Source organism: Fibrisoma limi BUZ 3 (genome assembly GCF_000296815.2).
Taxonomy (GTDB): Bacteria; Bacteroidota; Bacteroidia; order Cytophagales; family Spirosomataceae; genus Fibrisoma; species Fibrisoma limi.
In genome coordinates, this window is sequence record NZ_CAIT01000011.1 from 19,324 (window position 1) to 44,128 (window position 24,805).

19 protein-coding genes are annotated in these 24,805 nt (G+C 53.2%); 13 read left to right on the forward strand and 6 right to left on the reverse strand.

Features of this window, described 5'->3' with window-relative positions; translation table 11 throughout:
* The first annotated feature begins 44 nt into the window (after positions 1-44).
* From sov to BN8_RS30575, 11 genes are all read left to right on the forward strand, one after another.
* Positions 45-7,643: a T9SS outer membrane translocon Sov/SprA gene (gene sov / locus BN8_RS30525; protein WP_009285833.1), complete on the forward strand. Its 7,599-nt coding sequence runs from the start codon at positions 45-47 to the stop codon at positions 7,641-7,643.
* 114 nt (positions 7,644-7,757) lie between these two features.
* Positions 7,758-8,528 (forward strand): DUF5958 family protein, encoded by a 771-nt coding sequence (locus BN8_RS30530; RefSeq protein WP_009285834.1) that lies wholly within the window; start codon positions 7,758-7,760, stop codon positions 8,526-8,528.
* A gap of 115 nt (positions 8,529-8,643) precedes the next feature.
* Positions 8,644-9,705 carry an aldo/keto reductase gene (locus tag BN8_RS30535; protein ID WP_009285835.1) on the forward strand — a complete coding sequence of 354 codons (1,062 nt, stop codon included), beginning with the start codon at positions 8,644-8,646 and terminating at the stop codon, positions 9,703-9,705.
* 90 nt (positions 9,706-9,795) lie between these two features.
* Positions 9,796-10,179, forward strand: a complete 384-nt coding sequence (gcvH, locus tag BN8_RS30540) for a glycine cleavage system protein GcvH (RefSeq protein WP_009285836.1) — start codon at positions 9,796-9,798, stop codon at positions 10,177-10,179.
* 65 nt (positions 10,180-10,244) lie between these two features.
* Positions 10,245-11,561 (forward strand): dihydroorotase, encoded by a 1,317-nt coding sequence (locus BN8_RS30545; protein ID WP_009285837.1) that lies wholly within the window; start codon positions 10,245-10,247, stop codon positions 11,559-11,561.
* Entirely contained in the window at positions 11,558-12,109 is a 552-nt protein-coding gene (locus BN8_RS30550; protein WP_009285838.1) for a DUF4199 domain-containing protein, read from the forward strand. The genes BN8_RS30545 and BN8_RS30550 overlap by 4 nt, the downstream gene beginning before the upstream one ends.
* 32 nt (positions 12,110-12,141) lie before the next feature.
* Positions 12,142-12,663, forward strand: a complete 522-nt coding sequence (locus BN8_RS30555) for a DUF4199 domain-containing protein (RefSeq protein WP_009285839.1) — start codon at positions 12,142-12,144, stop codon at positions 12,661-12,663.
* Between the two features lie 92 nt (positions 12,664-12,755).
* A complete protein-coding gene (gene gldF, locus BN8_RS30560; RefSeq protein ID WP_009285840.1) occupies positions 12,756-13,475 on the forward strand; it encodes a gliding motility-associated ABC transporter permease subunit GldF in 720 nt (239 codons plus the stop codon).
* Between the two features lie 32 nt (positions 13,476-13,507).
* The gene (locus BN8_RS30565; RefSeq protein ID WP_229368489.1) at positions 13,508-13,882 is read left to right on the forward strand and encodes a VanZ family protein; all 375 of its coding nucleotides are present in this window, start codon (positions 13,508-13,510) and stop codon (positions 13,880-13,882) included.
* 104 nt (positions 13,883-13,986) lie between these two features.
* Entirely contained in the window at positions 13,987-14,883 is an 897-nt protein-coding gene (gene gnd / locus BN8_RS30570; protein WP_009285842.1) for a phosphogluconate dehydrogenase (NAD(+)-dependent, decarboxylating), read from the forward strand.
* 85 nt (positions 14,884-14,968) lie between these two features.
* Complete coding sequence (locus BN8_RS30575) at positions 14,969-16,042, forward strand: fatty acid desaturase family protein (RefSeq protein WP_009285843.1); 1,074 nt, start codon at positions 14,969-14,971, stop codon at positions 16,040-16,042.
* Between the two features lie 3 nt (positions 16,043-16,045).
* Here BN8_RS30575 and BN8_RS30580 read toward each other — a convergent pair whose 3' ends face one another.
* Complete coding sequence (locus tag BN8_RS30580; RefSeq protein WP_009285844.1) at positions 16,046-16,927, reverse strand: DNA/RNA non-specific endonuclease; 882 nt, start codon at positions 16,925-16,927, stop codon at positions 16,046-16,048.
* A 105-nt stretch (positions 16,928-17,032) separates the two neighbouring features.
* Here BN8_RS30580 and BN8_RS30585 point away from each other — a divergent pair, with 105 nt between their 5' ends.
* Entirely contained in the window at positions 17,033-19,060 is a 2,028-nt protein-coding gene (locus BN8_RS30585) for an MFS transporter (RefSeq protein ID WP_009285845.1), read from the forward strand.
* Between the two features lie 358 nt (positions 19,061-19,418).
* The gene (locus BN8_RS30590; RefSeq protein WP_009285846.1) at positions 19,419-20,600 is read left to right on the forward strand and encodes an alpha/beta hydrolase family protein; all 1,182 of its coding nucleotides are present in this window, start codon (positions 19,419-19,421) and stop codon (positions 20,598-20,600) included.
* Between the two features lie 57 nt (positions 20,601-20,657).
* Here the strand turns inward: BN8_RS30590 and BN8_RS30595 are convergent, their stop codons facing one another.
* The 5 genes from BN8_RS30595 to BN8_RS32115 form a co-directional block, all read right to left on the reverse strand.
* Positions 20,658-21,665 (reverse strand): DUF2278 family protein, encoded by a 1,008-nt coding sequence (locus tag BN8_RS30595; RefSeq protein ID WP_009285847.1) that lies wholly within the window; start codon positions 21,663-21,665, stop codon positions 20,658-20,660.
* 117 nt (positions 21,666-21,782) lie between these two features.
* Positions 21,783-22,409, reverse strand: coding sequence for an NADPH-dependent F420 reductase (locus BN8_RS30600; RefSeq protein ID WP_009285848.1), 627 nt, complete (start codon positions 22,407-22,409; stop codon positions 21,783-21,785).
* Between the two features lie 63 nt (positions 22,410-22,472).
* On the reverse strand, positions 22,473-23,174 hold the full coding sequence (locus BN8_RS30605; protein WP_009285849.1) for an SDR family NAD(P)-dependent oxidoreductase: 702 nt from the start codon (positions 23,172-23,174) through the stop codon (positions 22,473-22,475).
* A 16-nt stretch (positions 23,175-23,190) separates the two neighbouring features.
* The gene (locus tag BN8_RS32685) at positions 23,191-23,361 is read right to left on the reverse strand and encodes a hypothetical protein (RefSeq protein ID WP_202806407.1); all 171 of its coding nucleotides are present in this window, start codon (positions 23,359-23,361) and stop codon (positions 23,191-23,193) included.
* Positions 23,362-23,455: 94 nt separating this feature from the next.
* Positions 23,456-24,628, reverse strand: a complete 1,173-nt coding sequence (locus BN8_RS32115) for a sensor histidine kinase (RefSeq protein ID WP_009285851.1) — start codon at positions 24,626-24,628, stop codon at positions 23,456-23,458.
* Between the last annotated feature and the right edge of the window lie 177 nt (positions 24,629-24,805).

Here is a 24,805-nt window from a genome sequence, read left to right on the forward strand (position 1 = left end):
CTTAACCGTCAGATTACCACTATTGAACCTGAAAGTACCCCCTAATGGTGAACCCTTACCTTGTTCACAAGTACATACTCAACTACCTGCGCTTAACCACGTTGATCAATCCCGATAGGGGGCATAACGTGTGGCTTGTAGCGGTAGTATGGCTTTTGTTGGGCCTTAATTTCTCCCACGCGCAGGATCAGCCACGGCGGAATGCAGGCCGACGCCAGCAGGCCGCAGCCGATTCAGCGCGGGCCGTAGCCCGTCGACGCGCAGCATTTCGTGCCGATTCGATCAAGCAGGCCATTCAGGAGCGTAACGACAGCATCCGGGCCGCTCGCAGCGCCAACCGTCGGCCCACCGTCAACTGGCCCGACCGTCGGTCAACTCGTTTTTCAGAACGGCCGTCGAAGTCTCCCTATATTCTGCGCGACCCTAAGGGCGTTTCCACCGATTTCCAGCTTGACCCAACTGGTGGCATCGGCGTTACTGAGCGCGTCCGGCCGGGCGTGTCGTTGTCCGGCGCTCCACTTCCCAACAGCGTACAGGGCCGCTCGGGCGATTTAACGACGCCACCCTCGGCTGCAACACCAACGACTACACCACCGGGAACGCTTTCGCCGGGTGTTCCAATTGGCGGGGCATTGCCTCCGTCAAATTATGGGTTACCGTACCGTCCGGCCGAGATCATTCCGTTTTCTACTTATAACCAGTTACAGAACCAACGTGTTCAACAAAATTTATGGCGGGAGTATGGTGCCCGGCGGGATGGTCAAAGTTCGGTGACAGGTCGGGGGCTGGTTCCCAAACTGGAACTACCACCGGTGATCGACCGGCTGTTTGGCGGAGGGGGCGTGAATTTTAAGCCAAATGGCTTCGTAACCCTTGATTTTGGGTATCTATACCAGTTTATTGATAACCCGGTAATTCCCGTACGTCAGCGTCGGAACGGTAATTTCCTGTTCAACGAGCAGATCAGTATTAACTTCAACGGGCAGGTTGGCGAACGGCTGGGCGTACTGGCCAATTTTGATACCAAAGCTGCGTTCAACTTTGAGAACGCATTGAAACTGAACTACCGGCCCGCCGGTGGATTGCCGTCGATTGGATCAAATGGTATCGGCGGGTTACCGTCCAATCCCCTCAACAACGTACAGAACCCGTTGCAGAACGGCCTGCCGACACCAACTGTGCCGGGGCAGTTTCAGCCGCAGAACGAAAGCATTATCCAGGGCCTGGAAGCGGGTAATATTAGCTGGGCCGTACCGAGTCAGTTGATTCCAGGTGTTCAGAACCTGTTTGGTGTGAAAACACAGCTACGTTTTGGCAAACTGCGGGCTACGGTCGTTGCGTCGCAGCAGCGGTCGCGTAAGAGCGAGATCGTACTGCGGGGCGGTACGTCGAACCGGCCGTTTGAGATCCGGGCCGATCAGTACGACGAGAACCGGCACTTCTTTCTGTCGCAGTTTTTCCGAAGCCGCTACGAGCAATCGCTGCGGTCGTTGCCGCAGGTCACATCGGGCATCAACGTTACGCGGATTGAAGTGTACGTGACCAACCGGACCAATACGACCGAGTCGCTGCGGAATATCGTAGGTTTTCAGGATTTGGGCGAGGGCTCACCTTACAATGCCAACAACCCAAACCTACAGCCGATCAACCGTAGTTCGCCCGCCGACAACCGGGCTAATGGGCTGTTTGGCCGACTGACGTCCAATCCGCAGAATCCTCTTCGGCAGGTGGACCAAACCAACGAGGTGCTGGCCAGTACGTACAACCTGCAAAAAACTGTAGATTTTGAATTGTTACGGGGGGCCAAACGGCTGACCGAACGTGAATTTAAACTCCAGCCTGATCTGGGTTATATCTCGCTCGTAACGCCCCTGCGCAACGACGAAATCCTGGCCGTTGCCTACGAATACACGTACCAGGGCCGTCGCTACAAAGTCGGTGAGCTAACCGAGGACTACCAAAGCCGTGAGCCCAGAGAGGTTTTGATACTGAAGTTGTTGAAGTCGTCGACGATCCGCAACAACCTCCAGTTGCCGATGTGGAACCTGATGATGAAAAACATCTATTCGCTCAATACGGCTCAGATCGCGCGGCAGGGATTCCAGCTACGGATTGTGTATAAAGACGACCTGACGGGTATCGATAACCCCAACCTCCAGGAAGGTACGCAGCTTCAGAACCGGCCGCTGGTGCAGGTATTTGGCATGGACCGGCTCAATCAGCAACTGGACGCTCAGCCCGACGGGAATTTTGATTTTGTCGAGAACTACACCGTTGACAGCCGCTACGGTAAAATTATCTTCCCCATACTGGAGCCTTTCGGGTCGTATCTTGAGCGGCAATTCCTGCCCGGCGAAGAAGCCCTGCGTGCCAAGTATGTATTCAATGAATTGTACCGCACCACACTGGCCGATGCGCAGCAGATCGCCGATAAAAACAAGTTCTTTCTGAGGGGGGCGTACCAGTCGGGCAACGGGGCGGAAGTACAGCTTCCCTACGGTGTCAACGAACAGTCGGTACAGGTAACGGCCGGGGGCGTACCGCTGGTCGCTGGCCAGGACTACGTACTCGAAAGCCAGACCGGGCGGCTGCGCATTGTGAACGAAAGCGTAACGAACTCGGGGCGCGAGATTCGCATCAGTTTCGAGCAGCCCGACCTGTTTCAGAATCAGATCCGGACGCTGCTGGGTACGCGCCTGGACTACAGCCTGAGCCCGGACGTGAACCTGGGTATGACGGCCATGCGGATGCGCGAAACGCCCGCGGGTTTCCTGACGCGTGTGGCCATCGGTAATGAACCGGTCAACAACACCATTCTTGGGTTCGATGCGAATATCCGCAAGGAGTCGCGGGCGCTGACCCGGCTGCTGGACGCCCTGCCGCTGATCCAGACGAAAGAGTTATCGACGATTCAATTCCAGGGCGAAGTGGCGCAACTGCTGCCGGGCGTAAATCCCCGGGTAAATAATGACGCGTTCATCGACGACTTTGAAGCCGCCCGTACCATCTACGACCTGACACGTCAGCCGACTCGCTGGCGGCTGGGCGCTACGCCACAGCAGTTCCCCCAGGGGTCGTTCAGCAACCCGCTTGAGTATGCTTATAACCGGGCGCGGATTTCGGTGTATTCCGTTGACCCGACTATTTACGGAACCACCGGCCTGCGAACCGTATCGACCGGTATCGATCCTGAACAATTGAATGCATTTGCCTACGAGCGGTACTTCCTGCCCAATGATCTGTTTAAAGGACGGTCGGCGCGGGTTGTGCAGTTGCCGGAGAGCATTCTTGACGTATCGTACTTCCCAAACGAACGGGGGATGTACAACTATAACCCGAACCTGACCCCCGATGGCCGGTTGCCTAACCCCCGGCAAAACTTTGGGTCGGTTACGCGGGCGGTGGCGTCGGACATTGACTTTGATAATGCCAACGTCGAGAACATCACGTTCTGGCTGATGGACCCCTTCGTACAGGGGCCGTCCGGCGTAGTGCGGGGTAGCCCGGATGATTCCAGGAATACGAATAATACAACGGGTGGTAAACTGATTTTCAACCTCGGGGACATTTCGGAGGATGTGGTCAAAGACGGCCGTTACCAGTTTGAGAACGGTTTCCCGGCCAACGGCGATACAACCGGTACAAATCGGCAACTGGGTACGGAGCGGACAGCCTGGGGGCGCGCACCTCTCCAGCAGTTTGTAACCAATGCGTTCCAGAGCGGTGGCCGCGAAAACCAGGATATTGGCCTGGACGGTCTGAAGAACGCGGACGAGCAAACATTCTTCCGTGACTACCTGAATACGCTCCGGACTCGGGGCGTTACGGGCGAAGCCCTGAACGAGATTGAGAACGACCCGTCTAACGATGATTTCCGGTTCTATCTTGGCGAACAGGCTGATCAGCAGAAGTATGTTGTGGCCCGCTATAAACGGTTTATGGGCATGGAAAACAACTCCCCCGAAGTTACTGATCCGAACAACCTGCTGACGCCGGCATCGTCGACCCTGCCGGACATTGAGGATCTGAATATCGACAACACCATCAACGACAACGAAGCGTACTACGAATATGAAGTAGACCTGCGGCCAAACCGGCTGGAAGTTGGGCAGGGGTACATTGTCGATAAAATCGTTACGCAGCCGCAGGGGCTGCCGCAGCCCGTTACGTGGTATCAGTTCCGGATACCGGTACGGGAGTTCCTGCGCAAGGTGGGTAATATCAACGGTTTCAAATCGATCCGCTTTGTCCGGATGTACCTGACTGACTTTCAACAGCCGGTAGTACTGCGGTTTGCGCAGTTGCAAATGGAAGCCAACCAGTATCGTAAGTACACCGGCGATCTGAACCAGCGGGGCTTGCAGGAGGTCCCAGAACCGTATGACGCCAACTTTACGGTTTCGACGGTAAATATTGAAGAAAACGGGGATGTGGCAGGGGCTGGAACCGGCGATAAATACATTTACACCGTACCGCCGGGCTATCGACGCGACCGGGACTACACGCAGGTAAATCAGGTTGAGTTGAACGAGCAGTCGATGCGGATGAGCGTGACGAACCTGCGCGACGGCGACTCCCGGGCAGCTTTCCGGAACACCAACTTCGATCTTCAGTTTCGGGAGCGGCTGAAGATGTTCATCCACATGCACAACGACCAGAATGAGAGTGGTCAGGTATCGGCGTTTGTGCGGATTGGCACCGACTTTACGGATAACTATTACGAAGTAGAGATCCCGAATCTGACCGCAACCCGCGAAGGCGTAACAGATCCCAGTCTGGTCTGGCCCGTTGAAAACGAACTGGATATTGCGCTCGAAGATTTCATCAACCTTAAACTGAAACGAAATCAGGAGTTAACCCGCCGGACATCGTTGCCGTTTAGCAGCCGTTCGTCGGATGGTAAGTACATCATCACGGTGGTAGGTAACCCTGACCTGAGTTCGGTGCAGACGGTGATGATTGGGGTGCGAAACCCGAAAATCCAGGGTGATGGTGAGCGACCGAAAAGCTTTACGATCTGGGTAAACGAACTGCGGGCCAATGGATTCGACCAGCAGGGGGGCATAGCCGCCATCGGATCGGTGAACGCCAAACTGGCCGACGTAGCGACTGTGACGGCATCGGGCCGGATCTCAACTTTCGGCTTTGGTGGCGTACAGACTCGTATCGGTGACCGGACAAAGGAAACAACCAGTGAGTTTGGCATTTCGTCGGCCATTTCGGTCGATAAGTTCCTGCCCGAGCGGTGGGGGTTCCGGATTCCGCTTTATGTGAACTACGACAACCGGAAGGTCGACCCGCATTTTAACCCACTTGATCCGGATACGGAACTCGACAAATCGCTGTCGATCATCGAAAATGTGGACGAACGCGCGGCTTATCGCCGACTGGTGCAGGATAACTCAACGCGCCGGGGCTACAACTTCTCGAACGTTCGGAAGGTGAAAACGAACCCGAATGCAAAAGCGCACTTCTGGGATTTTGAGAACTTCGCGTTCACCTATGCCTTCAACGACGCCAGACGGACCAACATCCTGACCGACGAGTACGTGCAGCGGCAGTACCGGGGTGGGATTTCGTACACGTACAGTAGCCAGCCGAGGGCGTTCGAGCCGTTCCGGAACCGGCAGTCGTTCGATGCTCCGTACCTGCGCTGGCTGAAAGATTTTAACCTGACACTGCTGCCCACACTGGTTTCCATCCGGACGGATATGGACCGCAGCTTCGTCAAAACGCAGCTACGCAACTCTGATTTGACGACGGAGGGCATCATACCGCAGTTCGAGAAATACTTCCTGTTCAATCGGTACTATGATCTGACCTGGAACCTGACGCGCAACCTCGTGGTGACGTATCGGGGCGTAGCGAACTCAATCATCGACGAACCGGCCGGCGATATAAATTCCGAGGCCAAGCGTGACTCGATTCTGCAAAGCATCAGGCGGTTTGGCCGGATCAAGAATTTCGTACAGGATATCCGTGCTACGTACCGCCTGCCGCTGGACAAGATCCCGCTGCTCGACTGGATGGCGGCCGATGCCATCTACGGCATTGGCTATCAGTTCCAGGCCAACTCATTCGGCATTGCCGATTCCACGGGCGTTCCGTTCGGTAACATTGTCCGGAACAACCGTGAGCGGGGTATTACGGGTCGGGTGGATCTGATTCGCCTGTACAACAAGATTGCGGCCCTGCGCTGGGCCAATACGCCATCGCCGGTACGAAAGAATTTTGCCCGAAACCCAGGTGATATTGAAGACATCGAACGAAGCGAAAGCAAATTGCTCAAGAGTTTTACGCGGGCGTTGCTGACGGTGCGGGGGATCAATTTCTCGTATACCATTCAGGAGTCGACGATTCTGCCGGGCTTCCTGCCGACGCCGTCGTTCTTCGGCTTGTCGAAGGATAATGCACCGGGGCTGGGTTTTGTGCTGGGAAGTCAGAACCGAACCATCCACTACCGGGCCGCCGAACGGGGCTGGCTGTCGCCAAGTATTGTTCAGAACACCGCGTTCCAGCAATCAGTCTCGAAAAACTTCAACGCCCGAACAACGCTCGAACCGTTCCGGGATTTCCGGATGCAGGTGGAATGGCGGCTGACCCGTACCGATGCGTACCAGGAATACTACCGGCCACGGGTCGAAGGCGGACCGTTCGAAACGCAGACGCCGGTACGTAATGGTCAGTTTAACATGTCGTTCTGGTCGTTCCGAACTGCGTTTATCGGGTTACGAAAAGACAACTCATCGCCAATCTTCGACCGGTTTGAGGAGTATCGGGAATATTTCATTGACCGACTAACTCAGGCCAATCCCGAAAAGCTTGCTCAATATGATAAAAACTCGCAGGACGTATTGATCCCGTCGTTCTTTGCTGCCTACAGTGGTCAGCCGAAGGAGAAAGCGCAGTTGTCGCCGTTCTATAACTTCCCGCTGCCGAACTGGCGCGTCGATTACAACGGCCTGTCGGGGTTGCCGTTCATCCGGAAGCAGTTCAGCGCGTTTACGCTTACGCATAGCTACACGTCGAATTACAGCGTTGGCAACTTCGTCTCGAACCTGGAATACGGGGCGCTGTACGTAAACCTGGCCGTAACGGGTTATCCGCTGGCCGCGTATGCTAACAGCCAAGGGCAGTTCGTGCCGGTGTTTGCAATGAGTACCATCACCATGTCGGAGAAGTTTGCACCAATGCTGGGGGTACAGTTCCAGACCCGGAACCGGATCAGCGGCCGACTGGAGTATAATCAGAGTCGCGACGTAGCGCTGAACCTGTCGAACGCACAGGTTGCCGAATTGACTAACAAAGACCTGACGGCATCGGTGGGTTTTACGCGCAACAACTTCCGGCTGCCGTTCCGTATTAACGGAGCCTATAAGCGGTTGAAAAACGACCTGACGTTCTCATGCAGCCTGACGTTCCGCGATACGCGGGCTATCCAGCGGAAGCTCGACAACGAGTTCACCATTACGGCCGGCAACGTAAACTTCCAGTTGCGGCCGCAGGTCAGCTACATTGTCAGCCGCCGTCTGAACCTGAATTTCTACTTCGACCGGACGTTCAACGATCCGCTGGTATCGAACTCGTTCCGCCGGGCTACTACGGCCGGTGGCATACAGGTAAAGTTCAATCTTGCTGAGTAAGGCGATCCGATCAATAAAAATGACAGCCCTGATGAGCAACTGCTCATCAGGGCTGTCATTTTTAAGCAGAAATCCTCGTAACTTAGGTAAGCGACCACACAAGCACCGAGCGCCATGAAGTTAGAAGAGGAACTGATCATCGTACAATACGGGCAGGGCGTTTTGTCGGAGGAAGAACTGCTTCGTCGGTTTGCGCAACTGGATGAGATTGGTCAGTGGCAAAGCGTTAATGCGCTAATGTATCTGTTGAGGAAGCTTGAACCTACGGTTGATGAAGAGGCCACCGTTGCCGAGCCCACAAATGAGTTGGAAGCATCCTATACCAACATTGGAAACTCTGGTAAAAAGAACACAGCCATTCGGCGGATTAACGTATATAGTGCTAAGCTGAAAGAATCATACAGGTCGTTGCTGGACCAGTTTAAACGGGATCTTCAACGACAGTACGCTATAGAAAAAGAAAATCCATCATCATGGTGGTACTGGGACTTGTCGAAAAAAGAGCTTGTCGACAGTCTGTTGGCAGACTACCGGGCGTTGGTGGAAGAGGTGTATAGCAACCCGAGTTTCCGGGGGGAGTTCGCCTGTATTGCCAAGCTCTGGCATGACGACGTAACGACGAAAAAAGCGCTGGCGGAAGCCCCCAAATCAGCGATTAACCATCAATATCATTTTGCTACGTACGACGAGGTAATCGAGCAGTCGCTTAAAAGCTACAGCCACATAGTCAACCGGCCGATCTGGTTACTGTCAAATTCGGTACGGAAAGCGTTGATCAAACAATACAGGCTTGATTCTGATCAGGCCGGTAACGTACTCTGGGATGTCGTTGAGCAGCACTTTCGGGAAAAATACGAGGATGATCTCCCAGTACCCATGCGTTAAGCTGACCAATGATCATAGCCCTATCCGAGTGTTTATAGCTTAGTTGGCGAATCGTGCATAGTGGCTAACTTTTCGGCGCTGAATGGGTTTCATTGTCTGACTATACAATCAGACCATGAACTATAACTTCCTCGGGAACACCGGCGTACTGGTGTCCGAACTCTGCCTGGGTACCATGACCTTCGGTGGCAACGGTTACTGGCAGGCCATTGGCGAACTGCAACAGGAAGCCGTCAACGACATTCTTAAAACGGCCGTTGAGCAGGGTATCAACTTCATCGACACGGCCAACGTCTATTCCTTCGGGCAATCAGAAACCTTGCTGGGGCAGGCCATCAAGGACCTCGGTCTCTCGCGCGACGAACTCGTCATTGCTACCAAAGTGCGGGGTCGCATGGGCGACGGCAAGAATCAGGTGGGGCTGGGGCGCCTGCAAATTATGCAGCAACTGGACGGTAGCCTGAAACGCCTGCAACTCGATCACGTTGATCTCTATCAGATTCACGGCTTTGATCCTGTTACACCCCTCGAAGAAACCATGCGGGGGCTGGAAGATGTGGTGCGGAGCGGAAAGGTACGCTACATCGGTTGCAGTAACCTGGCAGCCTGGCAGGTTATGAAAGCCAACGGAATTGCCGAGAAGCATGGGTGGGGTAAGTTTGTCTCTACCCAAAACTACTATTCCATTGCCGGTCGAGACCTCGAAAACGAAATCGTACCGATGGTGCAGGATCAGCAGATGGCGATTTTGCCCTGGAGTCCGCTGGCGGGCGGGTTCCTGTCCGGCAAATACACCCGCGACAATAAACCCAGCGACGGCTCCCGCCGACTGAACTTTGATTTTCCGCCCGTCGATCAGGAATACGCCTACGACATCATCGACGTCATGAAACGTATTGGCGACGAACATGGGGTATCGGTGGCGCAGGTGGCCCTAGCCTGGGTGCTGAAAAAACCGGGCGTCACGAGTGTCATCATCGGAGCTAAAAACAACGATCAACTGACCGACAACATTAAGGCCACCGAACTGAAGTTAACCGACGAGCAAATGGCCGAACTGGATAAGGTCAGTGCTAAACCGAAGCCGTATCCGCAGTGGATGATTGAGCGGCAGGGCAACGACCGAATCAGCGGCAGCAACTGGTCGCCCAACCGTAGTACCGTATCGCAGAAGTAGTATAACCGGTCGGGCTCGCTTAGTTGTAGACTGCATTTGCAAATCAGCCCCCGGCTACCGTATTTTGCGGAACAAACCAGAACGATACGAATGAATTTCCCCGCTGAACTGAGTTATACGCAGGACCACGAGTGGATTCGGATAGAAGATGACGGTACGGCCGTGGTAGGCATCACGGATTTCGCGCAGCACGAACTGGGCGACATTGTTTTTATCGATGTAACGACGGTTGGCGAGTCGCTTGGTAAAGGTGACGTATTCGGTTCCGTGGAAGCCGTAAAAACCGTAAACGATCTGTTTCTGCCCATCGAGGGCGAGGTGCTGGCGATAAACACGGAGATCGAAAAATCGCCCGAGTTGGTCAACAGTGATCCTTACGGCCGGGGCTGGCTGATCCGGATGAAACCTGCCGACGCGAGCCAGGTCGACGGCTTGTTAACCGCCGAAGCGTACAAAGAATTAGTCGGTGCCTGATGGCCCATAACCGATTGTCCAAAGGCTCCGCGTGGCTCACTGCCCGTGGGGCTTTTTTTTAACCTATGCAACTACTCATTCGCGCTGCGCACATTGTGGATGCGGCTTCGTCGGCCGACGGGCAGGTTTGTGATGTACTGATCGAAAACGGTCTCATTCAGCAGATCGGTACGGACATCACTACACCCGATAACGCCCGGATCATTGAAGAGCCTAATCTGCACGTATCGCCGGGTTGGGTCGATCTACGGGTGCTGGCCCAGGACCCCGGTTTTGAACATAAGGAGGACATTACAAGTGTCTGTCGGGCAGCCGCAGCCGGGGGCTTTACTGACATTGCTCTTCTACCAAACACCCAGCCAGTCGTTGATACGAAAGGTACGCTGGGTTACGTCCGGCGGATGGCGGAAGGGCAGCCGGTCAGCGTTCATGTCATTGCTGCCATCACGAAAAAAGCAGCCGGTGAGGATTTTACCGACATGATCGATCTGCATCATGGCGGAGCGGTAGCATTTTCGGATGGGTCGCATCCCCTTCAGAATCCGGACCTGCTGCTGAAAACCCTTCAGTACCTGCAACCTATTGGTGGCCTGCTCATAAACCGGCCGGAAGAGCAGATGCTGACCCGCTTCGGACAGATGCACGAAGGGGTACAGAGTACGTTGTTGGGCATGAAAGGGATACCGGCCATTGCAGAAGAGTTAATCGTTGAACGCGACCTGCGGCTGCTGGGTTACACCCTGGGCGAAGGGCATGGAGCGTGGGACTCAGACTCCTCGGCCCTCAGCCCTCAGCCCCCGGCGCTTCACTTTTCCACTATTTCGTCGGCTCGTTCGGTTGAGCTGATTCGTCAGGCCAAGCAGCGTGGCCTGCCCGTTAGCTGCGATGTGGCGGCTCATCAGCTCGTTTTTGATGATTCGGCGCTGGCCAGCTTCGATACAAACCTGAAAGTGAATCCGCCGTTTCGGTCGGCCGACGACGTAGCGGCTTTGTGGCAGGGCCTGGCCGATGGGACGATCGATGCCATTGTGTCGGATCATACGCCCCAGGATGCCGAAAGCAAAAACCTGGAGTTCGATCAGGCCGAGTTTGGCGCTACGGGTCTGGAAACGCTGTTTGCTGCCGTCGTCACGTACAACACCGGGCTATCGCTGGGTCAGATTATCGAAAAACTGACGATACGGGCGCGGCAGATTCTACGGTTGCCGACCATTAGTATTGCCGAGGGGCAATCCGCCAGCCTGACGCTGTTCGACCCGGCGAAACAATGGACCTTCGACCGGTCGTTATCAAAATCTAAAAATTCGCCGTTTCTGGGGCAGACGCTGACGGGTCGTGCCATCGGAACGGTGTATCAGGGCCAGTTTCACCACGTCCTATGAAGCAGATCATCGCGTATTTCAATCAACCGCTGCTGAAACTCCCGCTCCTGTTTGGACTGCTGACGGGCGTATTGTGTTTCGTATACTTTCTGGCGCTCTATGCGGTGGATGTCCCCCCGTTGGGCAACATCCGGTCACTGGATTTCGGCATTCACATTATTCTGATGATAGCAGCCGTCTGGTACTACCGCCGGACTGTCGGGAACGGATTGCTGCATTTATGGGAGGGCATCAGCATCTGCTACGTGCTTAACACGGTAGCGGCTCTCGTAACGGGCTGGTTGATCTACCTGTTCATTGCATTCGTCGATCCTGGTGTTTTTACCGAATACGTAGCGAATTCGAAAAAGTTACTGCTGGAAGGAAAACCGCAGATCGTTGAGAAGCTGGGACAAGCCACCTTTGATGAGCAGTGGAAGCAGGTAAACAGTATGGAACCGGGGGTGCTCTTGCCCGACGAACTGACGAAGAAAACAATTCTGGCGGTGTTGCCGGTACTTATAATTTCGCTTATCTTCCGCAAGCAGGACTACAGTGTGCTGCGATAAACCAACTTTTTCGAACCTAACCGCTTAGTTCAATGGATGAAAAAACATCTACTGCCCGTGTTGCTTTAAAATGGGGTTTGATTATAGGCATTGGTACGATTATCTATTCAATTGTACTTTTTACCCTGGATTTGACCACAAACCGTGGCCTGAGTGTGCTGACTTACGGTATCTTCATTGCCGGTCTGGTACTGGCCATGCGTGAATTCCGTACTGCAAACGGCGGCTACATGACCTACGGCGAAGGGGTTGGACTAGGGGCCCTGGCCTCCGCCATTGCCGGCGTTCTGTCGTCGGCCTTCAGCGTTTTCTACATGACAGTGATTGATCCCGGCTTTCAGGAGCGCCTGATGGACCAGACGCGCGAGCAGTTGGAGGAGCAGGGCCAGTTGTCCGACGAGCAGATTGATCAGGCTATTGAAATGGGGCAATCCTTTCAGAGCCCCGGCCTGTTGTTTGTATTTGGAATTTTTGGGTCAATACTGATCGGCGTCCTGCTGACGTTAATTATCGCGGCCATTATGCGCCGGAACAAGGCAAATCCGTTTGAATAAGAAGTTGGTGGTTTGCAGTTTGTAGGTTTACGGTCGACAGGACTGTAAAGCAGCAAACCACAACCGTCAACCGTCAAACTGCAAACTAAACCGTGCTGGCTATCTTTCGGAAAGAAATAAATCAATTTTTCAGTTCGCCCATTGCCTACATCATCATGGTTGTGTTTCTCACAGCCGTGGGCCTTTTGCTTTGGGTTTTTCCCGACACCAGTCTGCTGGACTACGGTTATGCCGATATGGGGTCTTTCTTCAATCTGACACCCTATGTCATGCTGTTTCTAGTGCCAGCCGTTACGATGCGGTCCATCGCCGAAGAAGTACGTACCGGTACGCTGGAGTGGTTACTGACTAAACCGGTTAGCCGCTGGAGCGTGGTCGCCGGTAAGTTTCTGGCGAGCTGGCTGCTCGTGGCGCTCATGCTGGTGCCAACCTTGCTGTACTACGTAACGCTCTATCAACTGGGTAGTCCCGTTGGCAATATTGACTCGGCCGGGGTGGCCGGGTCGTACATTGGGTTGCTGCTGCTGGCGGGGGTGTTCGTGGCTATTGGCTTGTGGGCGTCATCATTGAACGACAACCAGGTCGTTGCGTTCGTGCTGGGCGTATTTTTTTGCTTCCTGCTTTTTATGGGCCTGAGCGAAATTGCCGGGTTGAACGTTCTGGGCGGATTGTCCTACTACGTATCCTACTTTGCGCTTGATGAGCAGTATCAGGCGCTGGGACGGGGACTGATCGACTCGCGGAATGTTGTCTACCTGCTGAGCCTGATCGTATTTTTTCTGCTGCTGACCGCAAATCGGCTGAAGCGCTAGAATGATATACCTTTGCCGTATAAACGAATTCAGTGAACCAATACACCCTGATGAACAATCCTGTTTTATTCCGCATAGTAGCCATCATCTGGACGATTATCATCTTTCTGGGCTGCTCGGTACCGGGACCGGATATTCCGCCGGTGCTTACTCTCTGGCATGACAAGTTGATGCACATTGCCATTTTTGTCCCGTTTGGTTTGTTGTGGGTGCTGGCTGGCTACAGAGCCTTGCCGGTATTGCTGGCCGGGATCTTATACGGCGGTTTCATCGAAATTTGTCAGGGAATTCTACCGATTAATCGGAGCGCCGACGTGCAGGATGCCATTGCCGATACGGTCGGTGCTCTGATCGGAGTTGCCCTGGGTCTGGTTTGGCAGCGACTTTTTCATAAACAACGCTTGTAAACCAGTTAGTGGCCGCTCAAAGCGATTTTTGATAAAATTAAAGCGACTGAAGGGAAGGGCATTGGGAAAAAATTGCCAATTTGTACCCCAAACCACTGATCGTTATGCATATTGGATTCATTGGCCTCGGCAAGATGGGCTATAATCTTGTCGTTAATCTTCTTCGCCACAAGCACACCGTAGTCGGCTACGACATTAATCAATCGTTAGTAGATGCCATAAAAACTGAAGGCGCAGAGGGCGTTACGACCCTGTCTGATCTCTACAACGCACTGCCTGAAAAACGCGTGCTCTGGCTCATGATTCCGGCCGGCCCTCTGGTCGATACGGTTATTGAACAACTGCTGCCGCTGGTACAGCCTGGTGACGTGATTATTGACGGCGGTAACTCACACTACCAGGATTCGGTCCGTCGCCACGCTTATCTGAAAGAAAAAGGCGTGGGCTTCCTCGACTGCGGCACGAGTGGCGGTATCAGCGGAGCCCTGAATGGTGCCTGTACGATGGTTGGCGGAGACCCCGACGTCATCGAGCCGCTGCACCAGGTTTTCCGCGACATTTCGGTGGAAGACGGCTATCTCTACACCGGTCCGGCAGGCAGCGGGCACTTCGTCAAGATGGTGCACAATGGCATCGAATACGGCATGATGCAATCCATTGCCGAGGGTTTTGAGGTACTACAGAAAAGCCAGTTCCCGATTGACTTTGAAGCTGTGGCCAAGATGTGGAACCACGGGTCTGTGATTCGTAGCTGGCTGATGGAACTGACCGAAAACGCCTTCCGCAAAGACGCCAAGCTGGATGAAATCAAAGGACGGATGTTCTCATCCGGCGAAGGTAAATGGACGCTCGAAACGGCCCTCGATCTGGGCGTGCCAACACCTGTTATTGCGCTTTCGCTGCTGATGCGCTACCGGTCTCTGCAAGACGATACGTTCTCGGGTAAGGTAGTAGCGGCCCTGCGCAATGAGTTTGGTGGACATGCTGTGGCCAAAAATTAATTGGTGCTACTAACCCTGTAGCCAATCTATAGACATTCTCTTCGTTATACTCCTAAACCCAACCTTTTAACCCCCGTATTTGCGGATGAAGGCACTTGGCACAATTCAGGACCCTACGTTTGTAGAGCGCCCTTATGATCGGCTTGACCGCTTCTTTTTACAATTTATTAAAGATGAGCGCGACCTGCCATTCATTTACCTGACACTCCGCATTACGATCTCCGTCATCCCTATCAGTGTGTTGCTATTTATGCCCTTCGTGACGGGCTGGCTCTGGTGGAGTCTGGCACTGCTGCACATCTACATCACGACATTTACATTCAAGGGGCCGTTTGGCCTTATGCTGCACTGCACCAGCCACCGGCCTTTTTTTAAGCCGGAGTATAAGTGGATGAACAATTACCTGCCGTGGATTGTGGCTCCGTTTTTCGGCCAGACGCCGGAAACGTATTTCAGCCACCACATTGGTATGCACCACCCCGAGAACAACCTCGAAGACGACGACAGCAGCACAATGGCGTACCAGCGCGATAGCCTGCGCAGTTTCCTGCATTATTTCAGCGCATTTCTGTTCTTCGGAATTTTTGATCTGACGAGTTATCTACGTAAAAAGAACCGCATGAAGCTGGCGTACCGGGCCATTGCCGGAGAGGTACTGTTCATCGTGATGTGTATTGGATTGTGCTTTGTCAACTGGCCAGCTACCGTAATCGTCTTTATCCTGCCCTTTCTGGTGTATCGGATGGTAGCGATGCTGGGTAACTGGACGCAGCACGCATTCGTTGATGCCGACGATCCAGGCAACGCCTACAAAAACAGCATCACGTGCATCAATGTCAAATACAACCGGAAGTGCTGGAACGACGGCTATCACATCAGCCACCACGTACGGCCGGCCATGCACTGGACGGAACACCCTACGTTCTTTCTGAAAACCATCGACAAATACGCCCAGAACCAGGCGATTATTTTCGATGGTCTTGACTTCCTGCAGGTATTCATACTGCTGATGCGCAAGCGGTATGATAAGCTGGCGGCTCACGTCGTCAACGTAAATGGCGCCTTCCGCGATGATGACGAAGTGATTGCCGTGATGCGGCACCGAACCAAGCGGCTACCTATTGCCGAACCGGTATCTGCTGCCGTAGCTGTGGCCTGATTATCAGTTGACGGTTCCGTCGATGCGGCTTTCGATCACGCGTTGCACATCCCTGGGTACGTTGGCCAGAAAATCGTAGCCTGTCTGTTTTTCCAGCTCATCAACGCTGGTCAGGTAAGCCTGCCAGGGTTTATCGGCCGCCGACTGGGTATTCGGAATGTTGACGGCGATAATACGGGTTTCGGTTGAGACGCGCGCGGCATCGTCAGAGCCGGTTGGCAGTACAACAATGATCTTCCAGAGCGACGCCGGGACGGTCAGCTTGCCATTGGCGATCTGGGTGGCGTAGCCATTCTGGCCGGTACCGCCGGTTCCCAACGTACCAGCAATAATATATACCTCATTACCGTTGGTCGTAAGCTGACGACTATAGTCTTCCAGGTTTTTCCAGACTTCCCGGTTGTGTCGAGGGGCTTGTGGCACGATATTGGTAAGCAGAAACGTGGCCGCGTTGTCGTCCGGCGAACTGTCGCGGTCGTCGGAAGGGCAGAGGTGGCCCCGGTCAAAGCCGGTGTTTGTGTAATCAGATGTTCTGGCCGCGTACCAGCCTGAGGGCAGAGCCGGGTCAGGACGGAAATCGTTGGAGCGGGGGCTGGTCCCTTTCCAGGCCGTGCTCAGATGCCAGCTAACCCAGTTGGCAATACCGCGCTGGCGATTAAACGACAGCACGTAGGCAGATTTCACCAGCAGATAATTGTTCGGATCATCGGTTGAGGCTTTGCTTGGGTTGCCCAGCGCAAGGTGGTCGTCGCGGGTGGGCGTTGTCGAGCCTGAGGTAGTTGGAGGCAGGTTGTTGGGTGAACACTGGCTCAGCAACAAAGCTACTATCAGGATATTGATAATAGTTTTGATTTGATAAACCAATAGAATTGATTTTGTTGACATCCTTCCTGAACTTTACACTACTAAATAAGTCGCTTACTAAACTGCGCCTGATTTGTTCAAGAATGAGTCGCAATCTGAGCGAAAACTGACGAGTTAACTGCTGTTATGGCAAAAAAGAAGCAACCTGCCGGTCCGGTCAGACCGGTCGCGCCAAAGCCTGCTTTGACCCCTTCCGCTACGCAGACCCGACCGGTTCGATCGGCGGAGGCCGTGCGTACGTCGCCCCGGCCTATTCCTCCCAAGCCGCCTGTATCGTCTGCTGCCGTAGAGTTACCTATTGAGGTACAGGCCGTAACGTGGTGGCCGTCGGTGGTGCTGGCGCTGCTTGGCTTTGCGTTGTATATCAACACCTTCGGGCACGGCTACGTCCTCGACGACATCGCGGCCATCAGCCAAAACCTGTTTGTGAAAAAGGGGATTGCCGGTATTCCTGACCTGCTCCGTACGGAGTTCTGGCATTTCAGCAACATTTCGCTGGGCTACTACCGACCCTTGTCGCTGATCACGTTTGCGCTGGAGCAGGAATATTTCAAGGATAGTCCGAACATCAGCCACATAATCAATGCGGTGTTGTATGCCCTGACGGGGCTGGTCATTGGCGCGCTGCTGCAAAAGTGGTTGCCCAGGCAAACCATCACGGCCTTTCTGATTGGACTGGTGTTCATCGCGCATCCCATTCATACCGAAATCGTAGCCAATATCAAAGGCCGCGACGAACTGCTGAGCTTCCTGTTCATTTCGCTCATGTTGCTGGCGCACTGGCGCTACCTGGAAACCAAACAGTGGGGCTGGATTTTTGCGGCCTGCGTGTCGCTCTACCTGGCGTTCCTGTCGAAAGAATCGTCGATTGTCAGCCTGGGGTTGATCCCGGCCATGCAGTACTGGTTTGCGCGTCGGAATGTGTGGCAGTCGCTGGGAAGTTTGTGGCCGTTCCTGATTGTAGCGGCTTTGTTCTTCTATCAGAAGAAAGTGATGATTGGTACGCTGAGCGGTAAGCCGCCGGTCGACTGGGCCAACTATCCCTATGCCATTGAGAAGACAGAAAAGTCGACTACGTTTAAGTTCTTCATGTACTACATCCGGCTGCTGTTTTTGCCGCATCCGCTGGTTTATGATTACTCCTACAACGTAATCCCATCCGGCGGGAAAGGGGATATGCTGTCGTGGGCCGGCTTTTTCTCACTGGTAGCGCTGGGCTGGCTGACCATCAAAGGCTTTATCAGGCGGACGCTCTGGGGCTTTGGCCTGTTTTGGTTCTTCGTGACCATGGCACCTGGCCTCGGCTTTATCCTGTTTCGCGGTGGTATTCTGGCCGAGCGTTTTCTGTACGCAGCCGTGATGGGCTTTGGGTTTGTGCTGATCTGGGGATTGCAGAAACTGCTGGTGCGAGACCGCCCACAACCTGCCGACGTAGCCACTGCTGAGGCAGCACCGGCAGGTGTTCAGCGCAGTATGCTGGTACGGTATGCCCCACTGCTTGGATTGATGGCCGTCGTAACGGGGCTTTATTCGTTCAAGACCGTAGACCGGAACAAAGACTGGGTAAGTAACTTCGTGCTGTTCAATTCTGCTTTGCCTTATGCGCCGAACAGTTGCCAGGTGCAGCGACACGTAGCGAATGAGTGGATCGAAAAAGGCCTGAAAAGCCGGGTGCAGATTGATACGTTGCAACGGCGGCTGCAAACGAAGCGGATTCCGGCCGACTCAGTAGCCGTGGCTCAGCAGAATATGCAGTTTGAGGACAAAGAGGCAAACCGCTATGGTCGCCTGGCGTTGAACCACCTCCAGCAGTCGACGCAGATTTATCCGAACTTCGGCGAGGCCTATTTCTCAATGGCCTACGTGTTCCAGAAGATTATTCCGAATGTGGACTCGGCCAAGTACTATTACAAACAGACGATCCGGGCGGCTTCGGCGTATGCCCCGGCGTACAACAACCTGGGCGTGATCTACCAGAACGAAGGGCTGATGCAGAACGACCGTCGGAAGCTCGAACTGGCATCGTACTACTATAATCAGTCGATGATCGTAAACCCGGCTTATCAGGATGGCCGTAACAACTGGGCGAACCTGAACCGGAGTTTCGGATTAGACGTAAGAGCCCTGCCTGACAGTGTGTTAAGAAAATATTGATTGTTTAGTTTTTCGAATCAGCCGCAACGATGTTAACATCGCTGCGGCTGATTTTTTTATAGAAATCATAAGCACTTTGTTTAAGTGGCCAGCTAATGTTGTCAAATAGAACAGGAAATTATACTATTTATTTATAAAAAGCGATCTAATGGATAAATATCTGACAATCAAAGTTTAACGAATTTTTAGAAAGTGAATTTCTAAAAGGTTTGTGTATTATCTCCATCATTTATGTAGAAAATAAGAGACAACAGTGTTTTGAACGAAGAAGGGCTAATACATATGGATTAACATTTATATAAACAAGTTGTTGCGTAACGGAAACTCAACTCTATGAGATCGTTAAACAACAGCCAAAATGAAAAGTAACTCTACGTTCTACGGAATTATGACAGTTGGTCTGTTACTCGGATCAACGATGCTGACCGGTTGTGAACAGCCGGAATCAGGACTGGAAGCACCAGCCGTTAGTGGTGCCCGCAGCGCGGCAGTCAACACACTGGTTTCGGCTTTCCCCATAGGAGGCTACAATACATCAGCGAAGGAGGCCTACGATGTGAAAGCGTACCGTATCTTATACAGAACCAGCAATATAGACGGCTCATCAATCATAGCGTCGGGTCTATTACTGGTTCCGGATAAAACCACGCCATCGCCCCTGATGAGCCTTCAGCATTATACAATCGAAGTCGACTGGCAGGCTCCATCGTATTATCAATCCGGAACGGAAGGGTACACGATTGGCAACCGTTTTGCGACCAGAGGATGTATTGTGGCTGCGGCCGACTACATCGGTTACGGGGCTTCGCGAAACGTACCGCATCTGTACGAACATCGGAATAGCCTGGCAACGGCCGGTCTGGACATGCTCAGAGCGGCCCGGCAGTTTCTGGCTCAGAACAGGGTAAACTGGGACAGTCGTTTGTGCCTGACGGGATATTCTGAAGGTGGCTTCGCAACATTAGCCTTACAGAAAAAATTGGAGGAAGAAGTGCCGGGCGAGTTTAACCTGGTCGCATCGAGTGCCGGGGCTGGCGCCCATGACAAACCCGCTTTTGTAAAGTATATCATCAATAACAAAACCAGCGGCAACGCTGACTACAACCGTAATTATATCTGGACGCTGTTAACGTATGACCAAGTTTACGGGTTAAATCGCCCCGTGACCTACTATTTTAAAGAACCGTATGCTACGATGATAGCCCAGCGGGGCAAGGAGGTGTCTATCAGCTCAAGCCTGCATTCGACTCTTACCGATACGTTCCGGCAGGCGGTTAACGATGGTACGGATACGGCATTTCTGAATGCTATTGAAGATAATGACGTACACGACTGGAAACCTAGTGTGCCCACGCGCTTATACCACGGCGATGCTGACCAACTGGTATTCTATTTCAACTCCCAGAATGCCTACAATGCGATGACACTCCGGCAAGCGCCAGACGTTAGCTTGATTACGTTGCGGGGGAAGAACCACAATAGCGCTGGAACCGATTTTTTGAACGGTACTGAAGCCTTTTTGGCGCAGATATTAGATTAAGACCTAAAAGCGAGGGTTCAGCTCAACCCGTTTTCTGAGTTGAGCTGGACCCTCGCGTTAAAAGATAATCCACTGCCCCGAATCGCTGGCTTCTAGCTCGGTGTAGTTAACACCGTGAATCTTCAGGCCATTTTCATCGATCAACGTAATGAGGCCACCGCGATTCGATAGCTGGGCGTTCCGTCCGGAAAGGGTAACGGTTTTCGTTTCGCCGGAGGCCAGTGTGCCGGCCAGTGGCTCCTTTTTCTCGGCGCTGTCCAGGATACCCCAGCCACTGAGACTGATTGGATTGGGCATTGGATTAAACAATAGGATCTTTTCCAGGCCGGGGTCATTGCCGATGGGGTTAACCAGGGCGGCCAGTATACGTACACCCTTCCTGATCTCGGGTAGGTTTGGCTGGTCGAAGGAAATTGGGTGGCCGGTCAGGTCGTCGGTGTGGACACTCTGGCTTTGAAATTTGAGAAAGTAGCCTACCCAGTTGTTTTCCGGTTCAAAATGGATCAGAAAACCGCCATCCTGCCAAACGCCGTTTTGCCACGCATGAGGGCCAGGGTTTGGATTTCCCTGGTTCATGTGGATGTCGTGTATACCCCGGCCGGGCAGAAAACCAAAATACTGATCAGGTCGATCGTTTTCTGGTCCCCAGGTTTCGCCGAAAGCGTACAGGGTAGCTTCACGACGTAGCGCCCGGTCGATGTAAAAGTTAATCTTATCGTTCAGGTCATTGTCAGGCCCTTCCTGAAAGCGGGGAATGACCGCCATCTGATTGATGTCAAACAGGTTGCCCCGGATGAAATCCAGTGCCTGCCCGTCGGGTTGCTGAGCTACAACCGTAAAGCCAACGGGCAGTGATTTGACACGCGACGTAATGGGATGCTGAAAATTTTCTGCTAAAAAGAACTGAAGATCGCGGTTATTAGTCGACTGCGAATAAACATTGATGGCGATTCGGTACGACACACCGGCCGCGTCGATCAGTACGTGAAAATGGTTGCTGCTGGCACCACCTGGTTTTGCGCCAACAACTTTACCTTTCAGGATACCATAATTCTTGAGGGGCATAGAAAGGGGGATCGTTAGGGGCGAAACATACTAAGAAAGTCCGCCTGAATAAGCGGACTTTGAGGGAGTGGCTGTTAAGATTATGTTATTAAACTTGACAAGCCAAACTGGAACTGCTTAAACAGAGGCAAGGGCCTCACGGGCTTCTGCACCCGTCAGTGACTTATTGTAGATATCGGTATCCGGTTGCTGTTTACGGCCACCTTCATGCAACGAGCCGGTATCGACTGGTGCAAACCCGATTGTGCGGATGAGGTCCGAAACGATAGCTTTTGCATCGGCATCGTCGCCGGCTACGAAGATGGCCCGGCGCTGTCCTTCAGGTTTTGATACGTCGCCCTGCTCGGCCAGGTGTTTGTACCAGATGGTGTTAAAGGCCTTTACGATACGGGCTCCGGGTAACCGTTTCGCCGTTTCCTCGCTGGATGTGCTGTCGTCGAGGTCATAGAGTCCGCCACCGGGTTTGTATGGATTCATCGCGTCAATAACAATCTTGCCCGCTACCGTTTGAGCGTTGGGCAGGGCTTCTGGCTTGCTCCAGGGAACGGCCAGTAGTATAACCTCGCCAAACGCGGCAGCTTCATCAACGGTTGCCGCGTGAGCCTTCTCTCCCAATTCAGACACTACATCACGTAATGATTCGGGCCCACGTGAATTGCTGATAGCTACCTCGTGGTCCGCTTTAACAAACAGGCGGGCGGCCGTATGGCCAATGTTTCCAGCACCGATAATACCAATTTTCATGGGATGTTTGATGAATGGTTTGGCACGGTAACACAAGCTGAGTTGCAAAAAGTGCGCTTACGCCTACTTTCCCATCAACCGGTGAATCAGTTCTCCGGAATCTGGTTGGTTGAGTTGATCAACCAGGTATTGACCAATATCTGTTGGGGTATAATACTCCGGTTTGGTCCAGCCATGACGTACTCGGTCGCGGGTACTGATTGGACCCAGAATCAATTCCAGCACCCGGATGCCGGTACCATTCAGTTCTTCTTTTAAGCTCATGACCAGCGATTTCTGGGCGGCTGCGGCCATGGCTACTGGAGCGGCTTTGGGATAGGCCTGCTCGGCGCTAAAGCCATTGATGTGTGCATAAACGCCGGTTTGTTGTGTTAGCAGCGGTACCAGATACCGAATTGCCAGAAAGTGGCTGGTCAGGTTTGTTGTTAGCAACTGGTTCCAGGTTTTTAGATCGAGTTGGGTCAGGGTTTGCCCCTGCCACCAACCGCCAAGCGAAGCGACCAGTATGTCTAAGTGACCGTAGCGGTTCTGTACCTGCTGAGCAACGGTTTGTGCACCGTCTTCCTGGCTGAGGATGGCTTCAATGATGACCAGCCGATCCTGGGCTACGTCCACGACGTACTCGCGAAGCCGTTCTCCTTTCGCGGCCGTACGGGTAGGCACGATGACCGTGGCTCCTTCGGTCAGCAACGTACGGACAATGCCTTCGCCCACGCCCCCGGTACCTCCCGCGACCAGGGCGATTTTGTTGTGTAGTGAGTTCATGAGAAGCAAAGTGTTACTACCGACCGGCCTGCGTTTGTCCTTTGATTAGCTCTACCGCTCGCTCCAGCAACTCATCCCGGCCTTCTCTGATGCCCTGGATCGTTGGCTTTACGTCAATATCGGGTACAATACCAATACGTTGGGTTTCAAGGCCGTCGGGGTAATAAACACCGATTCCACTAAACATGGTTCTCAGGCCTGATTGAACGTCCGAAAACGGGGTTGAAGAAAGTTGTTCAACCTCAAAATCGGGTAGTTTTTTAGCGCTGAACGACAAGGTTCTACGGATGGTGCAGCGCCGGTACGATGGGCTTGAGTTGACCATCTGTAAGCCCGGCCGGAACCGTCAGCTCCAGTCGTAAATCAACCGTGAATCTATCCGCCTGATCGTTGATATGAAGCGTGTGCTGATCTGGATACAGCAGCGCCAGCCGCTTGCGAACATTGGCCAGTCCCAGGCCGCCGACGGCCCCTTTTGCCTGAGCCGGTTTACTATTGGCTACGTTCATCTGCAACGTATTGCCTTTATGTTGAATGGAAAGCTTTACCCACGATTTTTTGGTCGTGCTGTTTACGCCATGTTTGAAGGCGTTTTCCACAAACGTAATGAGAATGAATGGGGCGATGTCGTAACGGTCATCGACGGTATGGGGTAGATCAAGCTCCAGCGTGAGCCGCTTCGCGGTGCGGAGTTGTTCCAGTGCAACGTAATCGCGAATGAAGGCAAGCTCTTTAGCAAGTGGCACCAGCGTTTCGGATGTATCGTACAACGCGTACCGCATCAACCCCGACAGTTGCTGGACAATCTCGGCGGCCCGCGGACTTTCTTCTTCCGTGAGTGCGTAGATACTGTTCAGTACGTTGAACAGAAAATGCGGATTCACCTGCGCTTTCAGGAAATTCAGCTCGAGCTGTGTGTACTGCTGCTGCAAGCGGGCATTACGAACCTGACGACGGTAGATTTCAACCAATAGCTTAACAGCCAGGGGGTAAAACGCACGCTCAATGATGAACAGCAGATGAAAAAACGTACTGGGGTGCACCAGGGCGTCCCAATAGGAGAGTCGCTCAAAGTGCGTAATAGAGCCTGAATAATCGTCGGGTAAACCAAAATACTGTTTGACAATCAGCGATGAATAATAGTAAAAGGTGAACAAAAGTACGTAGTAGCCAAACAGACCCAGGGCAAGCCGGATGGGTTTGCGGATGTACCGCGTGAACAGAAACACCAGCACATAGTACTGGAGCAAAACAGCCAGTGCATCGCGTAGCACTGGTCCAACGTACGTCTTCAGCGGGATGTCAACGGGCGCGGTTGGGTAAAGAAACCACGGCACGTAAGCGGAGAAAATGATCCCAAAAACGCCCAGCACCAGCAGGGCATGAAAACTCACCCTTACCCAGCCATGGTAACGGGTTTCATCGGTCAGGGCGGAAAGTAAGGGGCGTGACATGAAACAAGTTATCGCCAAAGGTTCAGATACAGAAGTCAAACGGCAACTAATTTCGATGAATCTGGCTTTTTCGTCGGTGAACGCAGAAAGCCGAGGTTCATCGAAAAGGGGTCGAGGTATATCGAAATAATTTACAGGCAGGGAATGGGTACTCTACTTTCGGGGCAGATAGTAACG